At 65.4% G+C, this 13909-nt stretch carries 6 protein-coding genes and 1 pseudogene; 1 reads left to right on the plus strand and 6 read right to left on the minus strand.

The features are described 5' to 3' along the window. Window positions 1-12: 12 nt before the first annotated feature. The 4 genes from E4O92_RS10120 to E4O92_RS10135 all read right to left on the minus strand — a co-directional run bounded on the left by E4O92_RS10120 (window position 13) and on the right by E4O92_RS10135 (window position 9686). Window positions 13-1374: a multicopper oxidase domain-containing protein gene (locus E4O92_RS10120; RefSeq protein ID WP_135189647.1), complete on the minus strand. Its 1362-nt coding sequence runs from the start codon at window positions 1372-1374 to the stop codon at window positions 13-15. Continuing rightward, window positions 1371-2591, minus strand: a complete 1221-nt coding sequence (locus tag E4O92_RS10125) for a multicopper oxidase domain-containing protein (protein ID WP_167759752.1) — start codon at window positions 2589-2591, stop codon at window positions 1371-1373. Before E4O92_RS10125 ends, E4O92_RS10120 begins: the two co-directional genes overlap by 4 nt. A 23-nt stretch (window positions 2592-2614) precedes the next feature. Beyond that, window positions 2615-8794 (minus strand): right-handed parallel beta-helix repeat-containing protein, encoded by a 6180-nt coding sequence (locus E4O92_RS10130; RefSeq protein ID WP_135189649.1) that lies wholly within the window; start codon window positions 8792-8794, stop codon window positions 2615-2617. A gap of 199 nt (window positions 8795-8993) precedes the next feature. Continuing rightward, a complete protein-coding gene (locus E4O92_RS10135; RefSeq protein WP_135189650.1) occupies window positions 8994-9686 on the minus strand; it encodes a sensor histidine kinase in 693 nt (230 codons plus the stop codon). Window positions 9687-9948: 262 nt separating this feature from the next. Here E4O92_RS10135 and E4O92_RS10140 point away from each other — a divergent pair, with 262 nt between their 5' ends. Beyond that, entirely contained in the window at window positions 9949-11406 is a 1458-nt protein-coding gene (locus E4O92_RS10140; RefSeq protein ID WP_167759753.1) for an alginate export family protein, read from the plus strand. Between the two features lie 63 nt (window positions 11407-11469). Here the strand turns inward: E4O92_RS10140 and E4O92_RS10145 are convergent. Together E4O92_RS10145 and E4O92_RS10150 are read right to left on the minus strand one after the other, a co-directional pair. Next, window positions 11470-13202: pseudogene (locus E4O92_RS10145) on the minus strand (peptidoglycan D,D-transpeptidase FtsI family protein). A 3-nt stretch (window positions 13203-13205) separates the two neighbouring features. Then, window positions 13206-13850, minus strand: coding sequence for a trimeric intracellular cation channel family protein (locus tag E4O92_RS10150; protein ID WP_135189652.1), 645 nt, complete (start codon window positions 13848-13850; stop codon window positions 13206-13208). Between the last annotated feature and the right edge of the window lie 59 nt (window positions 13851-13909).

The raw sequence follows: 13909 nt of genomic DNA on the forward strand, positions 1-13909 counted from the left end.
TCAGCCCCCGCTTCATTCGTTGATCGGCACCTTCGGCGCCTGGATGATCAGGAAGGTCTTCATCCCGCCCGGGAACACGTTGTTGGTGGTGATTTCCTTTTCGCTGTGCGAGTGCCAGATGTGGAAGTAGCCGGCGTCCTCGTTCAGGCCCGGATGCCCCTGCGGCAGCACGCCGAACTGCCCCAGGAAGGGCGAGCCGCTGTAGTACTCGCCGTAAGTCACGTCCTGCTGGTTCGGCTGGATGACCGGGAACGGCTTGCCGTGGTCAGCGCACCATTCGTGGTCCGCCGAAAAGCCGTCCTTGACGGGCACGCACTTGTGGCCGTCCGACGTGCCATAGATGTCCCAGCCGAGATCCTTACCGGTCCACTCGAACACCAGGTCCATGGTCTGGCCGGGAATGGTGCGGATGGTGAAATCGGGCGAGGACAGGTCCGGGCCGATGCCCTCTGCGCTCTCCAGCACGCGGCCGTCGCGTGCCAGCGGCAGCATGTGCGCGCCGTGGTGGTGGAACGGGTGCAGGTCGCGCCCGGCGTTGATCTCGCGGACCAGGATCTTTTCGCCCGGGTGCATGACCGGCGCGGCGTTGTAGGGCTGGTTGGGCAGCCACGGCACGCCGGCATCGAGCAGGGTGTCCGGCGCGTTGCGGCCGTTGATGAACCACAGCGTGGCGTAGAAGCCCGAGGTGTCGACCGAAGGGGCCTGCCCTGCCTGCACCTGGGCGTACACCGTGTCGTGCATGGCCGCGTCCATTTCGGTGAGCAGCAGTAGGAACTCGCGGTCGTATTCGGTGCCCGGCTGGGTGTAGGCCTTGCGTACCGTCGCGCTGTTTGGGTCGAACCCGGATGGGCGCACCACGATCGCACCGACCAGGCCCATGTCGACCTGCAGCGATGGATTGCTGCCGCTGTGGTAGTGGTAGGTGCCGGGCTGGCTCGCCACGAACCGGTAGCTGACGCTACTGCCGCGCGCAACTTCCTTGGTCATCAGCCCGTCCCTGCAGCCAGGGCCGGTCGAGGTGCAGCTGGCCACCACACCCTGCTGCCCTGGGAACACGATTGACACCGGCAGGTTCGCCGGCGGCAGTCCGTTGGACAGGTTGACCACCACCGTATCGCCCTGGTTGACGATCAGCGTCGGCCCCGGGTACTGCATCACGCCGGTCGCCGCGTCGGCATAGCCCCACGCATAGACGGTGTTGCCATCGCCGGTCGCAATGCTGGCGTCCAGCGCAACCAGATTAAAGGTGCGCGGCGAGGCGGCGCTGCCGTTGCCGCTGCCGGCAATGCCATCCACCTTGGCGCCTGCCGCCGCCGCGCACAGGCACAGCAAGGCTGCCAGGCCAGCCTGCATCAAGTGCGATCTGGCGTTCATGTCGGGTTTCCCTTGATGACGATTTCGGTCATCATGCCGCCGTAGTCTTCCTCGTTATTGCTCAGGAAGTTCAGGTTGTTCGCGTGGAAGAAGTAGGTACCGGCCGGAACGCCGGAGGTATCGATCATCACCTCCACCGATTCGCCGCCGCCCAGGGTGACCGAGGCGGTGTCGTAGTACAGGTCCTTGCCGGCACTGCTGCGCAGTTGGCGCGCGCCGGCTCCCACCACCTTCATCGGCAGTCCTTGCGCGGTCATGGTGAAGAAGTCGGTGACGCCAAGGTTGGACAGGCGCAGCAGCAGGCGCGTCCCTTCGGTCGCGCGGTCGAGGGTGACCAGCGCGGTGGTCTTCTGCGACTGGAAGCTGGAGTTCACGGTGTACGGGTCGACCTGGGTCGGGGGCAGCGCGCCCGCATTGACCGTGTCCGGGTAGCCGCGCCCATTGATCATCGGGTACACGGTGCGGATCTCGTTGAACGGGATCGGCTGGATCGCGAAATCGGCTTCGTGGGTGGCGATGTCGAAGGCGGTCAGCTGCAGCGCGGCCGCCTTGTGGTAGCCGGTCGAGCCGTCGCCGTCGTTGTACACGAACTTGGTGTACGTGCGGCCGTTGTACACCTTGGAGGTGCCATCCTGGCTCGGCTTGACGAACAGCTGCCCCTGCATCCCCATCTCGATGTGCTCGGTGGCCTCGACGTGGCAGTGGTACATGTAGGTGCCCGGCTCGGTCAGGTTGTAGAAATAGGTGATGCTCGAGCCCATGTTCGCGGTCGGCGAGCCTTCGGGCACGCCATCGAAGAACGGCGCCTGGTTGGCAAAGCCGTGGAAGTGCACGCTGTGCGTATCGAACAGGTCCGGCCGCGCCACCATGCCCACGTTGGAGAGGGTCAGGTAGAACTTGTCGCCCTGCTTCAGCTCGATGGTGGGCGAGACCAGGTTGGCTCGCGCCAGGCCCATGCTGACGTTGGCCGGCAGCGTGCCGGTGACGTCATCGAAGCCGAAGATGTACACTTGGCGACCGTCGGCCATGGTGGCGAAGCCGTCGCCCGCGGTCAGGTGCAGGCAGGCCGTGCGCGCCGGCTGGACGTCCCTGCCGGTCCAGCGCGCGTCGCCGTTGGTGTCGCCCGGACACTGCACGAAGACGGTGGCCCGGGCCGCGCCGCAGCACAGCAGCGCAAGCATTGCCACGCCGGGTGCAAGGCGGATTGGTGCGAACATGATCTGCCTCCTTTTCATGGATGTCACTGCACGTTGCCTGCGCGGTAGTCGTCGACCGGCCCGTTGGGCACCAGGCGCATGCCGGTCCTGCCGCCGCCGGTGACGAACGCACTGGTGCCGGTCGCCGGCAGCGTCACCTGCCCGAGCAGCTGGGTGGTGGTGCCATCCGCGCCTACCTTCCAGACGGTCACGGTACCGGCCGCGTCGCACATCGCGGCGAATATCTCGCCGGTCGCCCACGTCACCCCGGTTGCCGCGGTTTGCTGGTTGGAAAATGCCAGTCCGCCGGTCACCGTGGTCTCCACCACCACCGCGCCGCCAGCCAGGCGGACCTGGATGTAGCTGGTATAAGTGCCCAGGACGAAGGCGCCGCTCCCCTTGAGCAGCAGCGCCGTGCCGTCGGGCGGTGTGCCGGTGACGGTGAAGCCGGCTCCCTGGGATGCCCCGAAATTGCCGCTCCAGAAGGCGGTGCCGGCCGTGTTCGCGGTGGCACGCTGGGTGTTCACGCGCAGCGACGCGCTGCCTGCGAGGACGAGCTGCTGCCAGGACGAGCCAAGCGTATTGGCGTTGGCGCGGTTGAAGTTGTCCAGCAGCGGCAGCGTCGGCAAGGTGACCGGTGGCGGCGGCGCGCTTCCGGCAAGCTGGTCGGCGCCGATATCGATCGCATTTGCAGTTCGCCGATCGCCGTCGAAGTCGACGTCCGGCACGCCGTTGAGGGCAGTGCGCGACAAGCCGGCTTTCACAGCCGGCGACCCTGCCAGGATATGGTAGTCGCCGAACAGGGTGCAGTTAGCGGCGCTCTGGGGAGACTTGACCGTGCCATCCGGGTTCAGGCAGTTCCATGGCGTCAGCGGGCCGTAACGCACATCGATGAAGTTGCCGCCTTCGTCGGAGGTCGCGGCCGTGTCGATGGTGGTCGAGAAGCCCGGGATGAACGGTGCCGGCTTGCGGTTGCCGTTCGCATACGGCGCGACCAGCAGCGGATCTTTCGCCAGGTTGGCGTGATTGTTGTCATATCCGCCCGGCCCGCGCAGGTCGGTCAGGATGCTGTGGTCCGGGGTCAGCTTGTCCACGCCCGTTCCCGTATAGCCGTTGGCGAAATTGCCGGCTCTCGCCGTGCCGAGCACCGCGAGGTCGACGTAGACCGGGTTGGTGCCGGCCGGCGAGGCGCTGTTGCACTGCCCCGTCGTGGTCGGATCGAACAGGCCGAACTGGCCCGGCCCGGTGCCCGTGATCGCCCAGCAGAACGCGCGGTTTTGCCAGAAGATGTTGTTGACCAGGGATGGATTCGAGAACTGGTGCTGGGAGCGCAATCCCGAGCTCATCGCCGCCAGCAGCGCTGGGCTGGTCGCCTCCGATACCAGCCCTGCCGGTTGCGGTTGCGACGCGTTGGCGCCCGGGTTGGCGAACGCTTGCTGGGATGTGGCCGTGGTGTCGTTGAAGGCCACCGTATTGTTGACGGCGGTGACGCGCAGCGCATCGACCAGCGAGACGCCACCGGCCGAGGCTCCCGCCACGTTGTCGACGATGATGTTATTGGTCAGCGTGACCCGGTTCCAGGAATTGATGTTGTTGGGCGCGCGTGTGACGTCCAGCCCGTTCACCTGCGCCAGGCGGATACCACCGCCGACGCCGGCGCCGGCATTGTTGCCCTGCACCAGGTTGCGGGTGATCGTCACCGAGCCGCTGCCGGCCGACATGCCGGTCGCATCCGGCGCGGGCGCGCCGCCGATGAAGATGCCACCGCCGGTCGGGTTGGCCGACTGGTTATAGGTCTGGTTGAACAGGATATCGTTGTCGGCGATAACGCCGCCGTCGGCCAGGCCGCGCTGCCCGATACCGCCGCCGTCGCCCAGCGTGAAATTGCCGCACACGTAGTTCTGGGTGACCTGGTAATTACTCGCGCCATTGCCCAGGCTGATGCCGCCGCCGACGCCCGATTCGGTGCCGCCGTTCTGCGCCACCCAGTTGTGGTGGATGTTGGCGTTCGGGTCGACCGAGTCGGTGTAGCCGCCGTACCCGACATTGTTCGCGTCCAGCAGTTCGCTGTGGCCGATCCGGATGCCGCCGCCGTATGTACCGGCGTTGCCGAAGATGCGGTTGTTCGAGATCTGCACGTTGCGGCCGTAGCCGCTGACCAGGATGCCACCGCCGGTATCGGACCCGGTGATCGACAGGCCATCGATGCGGGCCGGATTGGTGGCGTTGAAGTGGCCGTTGCCCGAACCGTTCGCACTCGTCTTGCCGACCACCAGCACGCCCGGCGCCTCCTCCGCGCCGAACAGCAGCGGTTCATTGTTCGACAGCGAGATGCCAAGGTTCTGGCCCGGCAGCAGGTCGAAAGTACGATTGGGGCCGGCGACGATCGTGTTCAGCCCGGTGTCCGGATCGATCACCGGCGGGCTGGCCGGACGCGCGTCAATCTTGCGCGCCAGCAGCGAGCGCCAGTTCTTGAGCGTGGCGCTGGCCGATTTCACCACGTTGAGCATGGTCGACATCGCGCCCCATCCCTGCAGGCGGATCTTCTTGTCCATGATGAGCGGCGCGGTGTAGATCCCCGGCGGCACGATCACGAGGTCACCATCATTGGTGCTCGGGGCGTCGATCACGGCCTGGATGCTGCCGCCGGCCGGCACATACTTGGGCGCGGTGCCGCCGACCGTCACGGTGATTCCGACCGGTGAAGCGACGCCGGCGCGCGTCACGGTCAGCTGGCCGCTCTGGGCGTTGGCCGGCACCGACACGGTGATCAGGTCGTTCGACCAACTGAGCACCGGCAGCACGGTGTTGCCCAGGGTGACCGAGTTGCCCGTCACGCCATCCGGGCCGAAGCCGAAGTCGCGCCGGATGGTGCGCTGCGAACCCGGATCGGCCGGGTCATAGTACGGATTGAGCACCTCCACCGCGCTGCCGGCAGAGACGATGGTCAGCCTGCGGTCGGTGCCGGAGCCAGCGACCCACGGGCCGCTGTTGTTATTGCCGGTCACGCTGTAGATCATCGGCACGCCGTCGCCGAATTCGCAGTCGACCGGGTTTTGCGCCGGGCCGGGGAACGCGGCCACCGGCACCACCGGTGTGTCGAGGTAAGTGGTCTTGCCCGGCAAATATTGGAACGTGTAGCAGAACTGGCTGTAGCGCCGGTCGAACCACGGGTCCATGATCAGTTTCGGGCTGCCGTCGGCATTGGTGGCGCCGCTCGGATCGGGAATCGGCCCCGGCGAATTCATGCAGGCGGTCAGCATCGACGGGCTGACGCCGGACGGAAACGGCGGGTTGATCGTGAAGGTGCTCGGCACCAGGTAGTTGAACAGGCCGAACTCGTCGGCATACACGCGGCCGATCTCGCGCCCGGTCCAGTCCTGCACCGACACTGGCAGGTGCGGCGGCGCGTGCTTTTCGCCGAAGGTGGGCGCGTTGACATCGAACTCGCTGGACAGGTCATCCAGGATAAAGCCGACGCCATGCCCGGCCACCGGCACTTCGGTGAACAGGAAGAAGTTCGGCGCCGGATTGCGGCCGGGCTGCATGTCGACCTGCTTCATGTCGCACTTGTTCCAGGTCTGGCCGGGGCGCTTGTAGTTGGGGTTGGGGATCTGCTGCTCCGGGAACAGCGTCAGGAATTGCGGCACCGGCAAGACCTGTCCGACGCAGGGGAACGGTTCAGCCTGCGGGGTCGGCGTCAGGTTGTCGCCGAACACGACGTTCTTGTCGCCGTTGCCCTGGTGGATGTAGCCCGGCGGCGCGACCACTTCCACGATGTACTTCACGTTGGGCAGGTTGTCCTGCCCGGCCACGCTGCCAAACGCATAGCCGCCGTCGAACACGGCCGGGCGCACCTGGTTCCAGTTGCGCAGCCCGTCATAGCAATCGAGCGGCAGGCCGGCTTGCGGACCGTACGGCACCAGGTAGGGATCACCCGGGCAGCCGGTGGGCACGTTGTCGTCCCAGGCGTCGCTGGTGGACAGGCCGACGTAGGGCGCGCCGGTGTCGGGATCAAGGCCCCAGCGGAACACGTCGCCGTAGCCGAAGGCGTCGCCGCCGGTGGCGCTGCGCTTGACATCCTCCGGGCCGCGGGTCGGCTCCGACAGGCCGCACGAGGCAGGGTCGCTCCAGCAGAACGGATAGTTGTCGACGTCAGGCGGGTCGTACACATAGCCGTTCGAGGACAGTCCGTCCGCAGCACACGTGCCGTCGCCGGCTGGCGACGGCTTGTCCGGCTTGCCGTCGCCATCGCAATCGAGATACAGGTTGACCTGGACACGCGGCACCCCCGGCTCCCAGTTTTCGGCCGTGGCGTACTTCGGATCGTCCTCGGCGCGCGTGATGCCGTACTGGACGATGCCGGCGATGCCGCCGTTCTCCGCACCGGTGTACTGCTTCTTGCCGAATTCGATGTGATTGGTCTGGCCCAGGAACAGCTGCATGCCTTCCAGCAGGACCACCCCGTGCTCTACGCGGTAGGGCTTGGTCTGGCCGACGCTGGTGCACAAATTCGCGCTGCCCGCCGTGTTGGCGGCGACGTCGCCGGCGTCGCAGGTTTGCGTTTGCGGCGTGAGCTTACCCCAGGACGGCGCGGTCCAGCCGTTGTGCGGCGCGACTGGTCCGCCCGCGTCGGTCACGATGGTGGCGCCGGTCGCCTTGAAGCGGCCGTAATCGACTTCCGCGATCATCCAGTTAAAGAAGGGGAATACTTCAGTGAACACGAACTCGCCTTTGCTGTTCGTGATTTGCGACTGGTAGATGCTGCCGTCGCGAAAGCGAATGTTCATGACCTGGTTGGGCAGCCCGGCGGTTTCGTTCGCATCCGGGAAGCCGTCGCCGTTGGTGTCGAAGAACACCCTGCCCTCGTAGCGGCCGAACCACCGGAACACCGGCACGTCGCCCAGGTTCACGGTCGGCGTATTGGCCGGCACCGTCACGGGCGCGCTGGCAATGATCACGTCCATTGGTTCGTCCCAGACCACCAGCTCCCAGGTGCCGGGCGGGACTTTGGGGATGGTGAACGTGCTGTCCGGATTGCAGGCCGTCGCATACAGCGCCCGCCGCGTGCCGGTCGACTCGTTCAGGCCAACCCAGCATTTTTCGATGGGCGCACCGTTGTGGAAGCTGTAGTCGGGCGGGCGCGCATTGTGGATGCTCACCACGCGGCCCGTGATCGAGGTGGCGCCATTGAGCACCGGGGTGTTGCCGTTACGCGCGAGGATGCCGGCGTGGGTGAATCCCGTGAACACGTGGTGTCCGGGCGGACCGTACTCCTGGAAGAAGGTAGGCTCGCCGTTCTTGACCCAGGCATCGTCGCCCTTGGTGCCTTCGATGGTGGAGGTCTGCTTCCAGTCGGTGCCGGCCGGCGGAATCACCTGCACCGTGTATTTGGCCGGGTACAGGTTGCGTATGACCGCGACCCCGTCGGCACCCGAGCGGATGATGCCAGTGCCGCGAACCGCCACCACCGGCTTGCCGTCCGCCCCATAGCAGTATTGGTCGACGCGGGTCTCGCCACTGGAGCAGATGGTCTTGTAGGTGGTGCCGAGCGGATTGCCGAAGGCATCCTGCGTGACCTGCCCGCCTGACGCGCCGTAGGTTCCGCCGGCTTCGGTCAACAGGATGTTAAAGCCGGCCAGCCCCTGTTCCTGCGGCAGGTCCGGCGCGCCGTTCAACGGGCTGTTGTCGTTAAAGACGAACACGGACAGTTGGGCCGCAGGTAACGGGTACTTGTTGACGTACACCGTCACCGAGGTGTCACCCGGCTTGATCATCGCGCCGCCCATCGCGTAGCCATCGCCCGGCAACACCGAAATGTAGTAGCGGCCCGCCGGGTCAAGCGCGCCGAGATCGGGCAGCGGCATGTACTTGCGGTCGGGATCGAGGCATGCCAGCGAAGCGGGATCGCTGCAGTCGTTGCCCATTACCGGACCGGACGCCGTCATTTTGCCGGTCGCTACCAGGGGCATGTGGCTCGTGTGGGTGCTGAAGGCGTAGTTGTCGCGCGTGGCGTGCTGGCCCGGCACCGACGCCTTGGTGAGGTCCCTCTCGATGGTCCAGCGGTAGTCGCGGATCTCGGTGGCGCTGCCGTCTGGCGCCATGCCCATGACCTTCACGTCCAAGGACGCCGCGAGCGCTGTGCCGCACGCGATCGACAACAGCATTACCACCAGCGCACGCGGCCAGGCATAGCCGGTGCCGGTCCACTCTCTCGTGCCCATTTCGCCTCCTTTCAGCAAGCCGACACAGCCCGGTCCGACTAACAACTCCAGTATTGCGTGCGGGCTTGGCTGGCGCACTGGGCGCAGGGCCTGAAATCCGTGGGAGGGAATTCCCCCGTTTGCGGGGTAGGGATCGACAGTAGTGGCAGCGCAAACCGGGTACCGGCGGCTGTAGAGCTTGCAGACGCCGGAGTGCTGCTTAGGGCCGGATGCCTGCGAGCGGCCAGCACACGTGGATGCGGGTCCCCAGGCCGGGACCGGACGTGATATCGCAACGGCCGCCGGAACTGGTGGCGCGCTGGGGGATGCTGGACGTTCCTCCAGCGGGACCACGCCCGCGGTGGCTGTTGTCCGGCATGCCGCAGCCGTCATCGTCGATGGCCAGGCACAACGACTCGTCGGTCAGCGTCAGCGACAGGGCCGCATGGCTTGCCTGGGCATGCCTCACGATATTGTTGAGCGCTTCCTGGCAAATGCGAAAAATCGTGATCTTCAGGTGCGACGGCACCGCCTGTTCGGTCACCGCAAAGTCGGTGCGGATGCGCAAGCCACTACCGCACCGTTCAAACTCGCGCACCAGCCAGCCCAGGGTCGGCAGGATGCCCAGGTCGTCGAGCATCGCGGGACGCAGGTTGACCACCGTGCGGCGCAGCTCGTCGAATGCCTGGGCGACATGGCCGTGTGCGCGTCCGATTACTACCGCCAGGTCGCTCAGGTCGTCCTCCCGCACCAGCTCGGAGGCGCGGCCGAGCTCGAGCCGGATCAGTGTCAGCAGCGGACCGAGCGCGTCGTGCAGGTCCGCCGCAATGCGCTGGCGCTCCTGTTCCTGGGCCTTGAGCAGCTGGTCAGGCGGGCCGGCAAGCAGCGTATCGAAGTGGAAAATGTCGTCCATAAGCCTCGATCTCGTATTTACACACTGATAAAAAGTATTCCAGCCTGACGGCCTCCGTAGCGTGGAACGGAGCAAGCTTCCGACTGAGCACTATCAAGTTGGCAAGCCAATCGCCCTGCTCGCCTTTCAGAAATGAAAAAAAGCCTGCGAATTGCAATTTATGCACTTCCGATTGTTGAATGCGAGCATACTGTAACAGTGGCAATCGCGATCGCCAGAAGCAGCCGGGCATCCCTTCCAATAACCGACGATGCAAAGTGCTATGAATGCAAATAAGCGAACAATGCTGTGCGCCCGCGCCGCCGTCGCGCTTGTCCTCGAATTTTCGGCACGCCAGGCCGGAGCCGACACGCCCGATACGATGCCAAAGAAGCCGGCGCCAGCATCATTCCCAGCGGTTGCAGCCGGTTGGGGACCCGAGCTTGGGAATGGGCTAATGGCGAGCCGGTGGGCCGAAGACTGGAGCGAAGCGCGCCAAAAAGGAACGGCGCCGCAGTTCAAGGCAATGCCGGTTGGAGACGCCATGGCGCTGACGCTCAGTGGCGAAGCCCGGCTGCGTTTGGATTCATACCATCGCGCACAGCTGCAGAACGGGAAGGATTACGAGCAGGGCCTTTTTCGCGGCATTTTAGGAGCTGATCTTCGCGTCACGCCTGGATTTCGCTTGTTCGGCGAGCTCGGCACGGCGCAGGTGCGTGGCCAGGCCAGTACGATGCCCGCGAATTTTCGAAACACGGTATCGATGCAACAGGCATTCATCGAAGCGAGTCACAAATTTGATGGCGGACTATTCGGCATAATGCTCGGCCGCCAAGAATTCAGCGACGGCCCGCGGCAGCTGATCAGCCTGAGCGACGGGGCCAACCTGCACCGTACCTGGAACGGCGCGCGTTTTTTTGTGCATGCTGGACGCATACGCATCGGCGCCTTCGATTTGCGTGTGACTCGTCTTGGCCCCGGCCGTTTCGACGAACAGGTGAACCCAGGAGAACGCTTGAAAGGTGTGAATGCTGGTTTTGCGCTGGAATCAACGCCCGCAGCCAGCACCTATATCGAACCGTTCTGGTATGCGACGCAAAACCAGAACTTCCGCCTGGGAGGGAGCACCGGGACAGACCGGCGTGATACGGTCGGTGTTCGTTTGTGGGGTCAACAAGGCCGGTTTCGGTACGATTGGACCGCGGCACGCCAAACCGGAAGCTCATTGCAGCGTACTGTCGACGCCTGGGGACTGTTCGCAATACAGAGTGTCGTTTTGCTCAAGGATGGCTGGAGGCCACGCCTGACGACACGCATCGATGCCGCATCGGGCGGCGGCACCTCCGGTCCCGGCAACGTACGGGCGTTTAACCCGCTGTATGGAAGCTCCAGCTACCTTGGCGAGGGCCAGTTTCTTAGCCTGAGCAATCTCTTGTTGGTCACGCCCGGCATCACCGTTTCGCCAGACGCGCAATCGAACATCTCTGTCGAGTACGGAATCGCGCGGCGGCTTGTCGAGAGCGACCCGGCATATGGCGGCGGAATGCGCGCCTATGCTGGCACACAAAATATCTCCGGAAAGAGTCTGGGCGGCTTGCTGCGTGTGAACGGCACCTGGTCCATCAGCCGCCAGCTTACATTGTTCCTGAGCTACGAGGACATGCACGCTGGCCCCGTCCTCGCGCACGCGGGATTGCATAGTGGGCACTATCTCTGCGGTGGAGCAACGTACAGATATTGAGGGGCTGGCGCGCGCCTTTGCACACACCCCACGCCTTCCGTTAGCTCGGGCGTGCGGCACGACCTACGACTCATCTTCCGCCGTCTCGACTGCGGTGATGATGTCGGTGACCGGTTTGTCCGGCGCAACGTTCAGCGCCCGCAGCGTATCCTGGGTGACCGCTGCGAATACCGGCGCCGCCACCCTGCCCCCGAAGTGTCCGCCGAAGGCCGGCTCGTCGATCATGACTGCGACGATGACGCGCGGCGCCGACACCGGCGCAAAGCCCACGAAGCCTGCGACGTAGCTGTTCGTGTAGCGGCCGTTGACCGGCTTGTGGGCGGTGCTGGTCTTGCCTGCGACACGGTAGCCCGGGATTTGCGCGCGCGGGGCGGTCCCTCCCGGTCCCGCGGCCAGCTCCATCATGCTGCGCACCGCGCTTGCGGTCTGGCTCGATATCACGGCGCGCGCGGCCGGCGCTTCATCCGTCTTTTCGAGCGTGATCGGAATCATGTCGCCATCGCGCGCGAACATCAGGTAAGACTGCGCCATCTGCATCAGCGAGGTCGACATGCCGTGGCCATAGCTGATCGTGGCCTGCTCGATCGGCTTCCACTTGCCATAGGGGCGCAGCCTGCCGGCAGCGGTGCCGGGAAGCCAAGCGCCGGAGGCTGGCCGAATCCGGCTTTCGTGAGCAGCGTCCACATCTGCTCCGCCTGCATCCTCAGTGCCAGCTTGGCCGTCCCCACGTTGGAGGATTTCTGCAGCACTTCCGAGACCGTAAGCAGGCCATGGCCGCTGGCATCGTGGATGGTGGCACGGCCGATGGCCAGACGTCCCGGCGCGGTCTCGATGGGGGTGGACGGGGTTACCAGGCCGCTCTCGAGGGCCAGCGCAATGGTAAACGGCTTGATCACCGATCCCGGTTCATAAGTATCGGTCAGCACCCGGTTGCGCAACTGGGCCCCGGTCAGGCGGCCGCGATCGTTCGGATCGTAGTTCGGCCGGTTGGCCAGCGCCAGGACCTCGCCGGTCTGCACGTCAAGCACGACAATCCCGGCTGCTTTCGCCTGGTGCTTTTCCAGCGCCGCCTTCAGGTGCGAGTGGGCGATGTGCTGGATGTTGCGGTCGATCGACAGCCTCAGGTCCTTGCCGTCGCGCGCCGGCAGCGCCGCGCCCACGTCTTCCAGGACACGTCCGAGACGATCCCTGATCACCCGGCGGCTGCCTGTGGTCCCGGCAAGGCTGGCCTGGTGGGCCAGCTCCATGCCTTCCTGGCCGACGTCCTCGACATTGGTGAAGCCCACGATGTGGGCCACCAGGTCCCCGTCCGGGTAGTAGCGTTTGTACTCCTTGCGCGTCTCGATGCCCTTGATGCCCAGTTCCAGGATCCTGTCGACGGTTTCCTGTTCCACCTGGCGCTTCAGGTAGACGAAGCCGCGCTGCGAAGCGAGCTTCGCCTCCAGGTCGGGCCGGCTCATGCCGAGCAGCCGCCCCAGTTCGTCCAGCTGCTGCGAAGAGGCGCTGCGCACATCCTCGGGAATGGCCCACACCGCCTTGACCGGCAGCGACATCGCCAGCACGTGACCGTTGCGGTCAAGGATGCGTCCCCGCGTAGCCGGCAGCTCCAGCGTGCGCGTATAGCGCGATGCTCCCTGCTTCTGGAGGAACTCATCGGAGACCAGTTGCAACCAGACCGCGCGCGCGCCCAGCGTGGCGAAGGCGGCGAACAGGATGAACAGGACCAGGCGCGATCGCCACGCAGGCAGTTTGTGCGCCAGCAGCGAGCTGGCGACGTTGCGCAAACGAGGATGCATGGCTCAGTGGCGCTCGTCCAGCTCGTCATCGAACGAACTGGTGTTTGCTTCCAGCACCGGCAGCGCCAGCGCGAAACGGATCGCGAGCATGCGCAATGCGAAACCGATTCCGATGGCCACGCCGGTGGCCAGGCCCGCGCCGACACCGGCATGCTGCAGGCCGACATACAGCATGCCGGTCACGAGCGAGACCGTCGCGTACAGGTCGCGCCGCAGCACCAGCGGCACCTGGTTGCACAGGATGTCGCGCAGCAGGCCGCCGAACACCCCGGTGGTCATGCCCATCAGGATCACGACGACGATGCTGGCGCCGGCTTGTTCCGCGATATCGCAGCCGATGACGGTAAATGCCACCAGCCCGAGCGCGTCCATCCACAGGAATGCGGTCTTGAGCCGGTCCAGCCGGCGCGCCAGCAAAGCTGCCACGATCGCGGCGCCGACCGTGAATGCGAGGTATTCGGGATGCGCCACCCAGCCCAGCGGATAGTGGCCGAGGATCAGGTCACGGATGGTGCCTCCGCCAAGGGCAGTCACCGTGCCGACGACGCACAGCCCGAACAAGTCCATGCGCCGGCGCATGCCCATCAGGGCGCCGGATGCCGCTTCGGCGGCAATGGCAATCAGGTAGATTGTATGAAGCAGGGTCATTCCAGGGGTCGGGGAGCGGGACTACGGGTGGCTCGGCCATGGTACGATCGGACCCGCCG

Source organism: Massilia horti (assembly GCF_004614195.1).
GTDB classification, from domain to species: domain Bacteria; phylum Pseudomonadota; class Gammaproteobacteria; order Burkholderiales; family Burkholderiaceae_D; genus Telluria; species Telluria horti.

Coding starts and splice junctions, on each gene's coding strand:
- E4O92_RS10130 (WP_135189649.1), bottom strand. CDS start 8,794: ATGGGCACGAGAGAGTGGACCGGCACCGGCTATGCCTGGCCGCGTGCG.
- E4O92_RS10135 (WP_135189650.1), bottom strand. CDS start 9,686: ATGGACGACATTTTCCACTTCGATACGCTGCTTGCCGGCCCGCCTGAC.
- E4O92_RS10120 (WP_135189647.1), bottom strand. CDS start 1,374: ATGAACGCCAGATCGCACTTGATGCAGGCTGGCCTGGCAGCCTTGCTG.
- E4O92_RS10140 (WP_167759753.1), top strand. CDS start 9,949: ATGAATGCAAATAAGCGAACAATGCTGTGCGCCCGCGCCGCCGTCGCG.
- E4O92_RS10150 (WP_135189652.1), bottom strand. CDS start 13,850: ATGACCCTGCTTCATACAATCTACCTGATTGCCATTGCCGCCGAAGCG.
- E4O92_RS10125 (WP_167759752.1), bottom strand. CDS start 2,591: ATGTTCGCACCAATCCGCCTTGCACCCGGCGTGGCAATGCTTGCGCTG.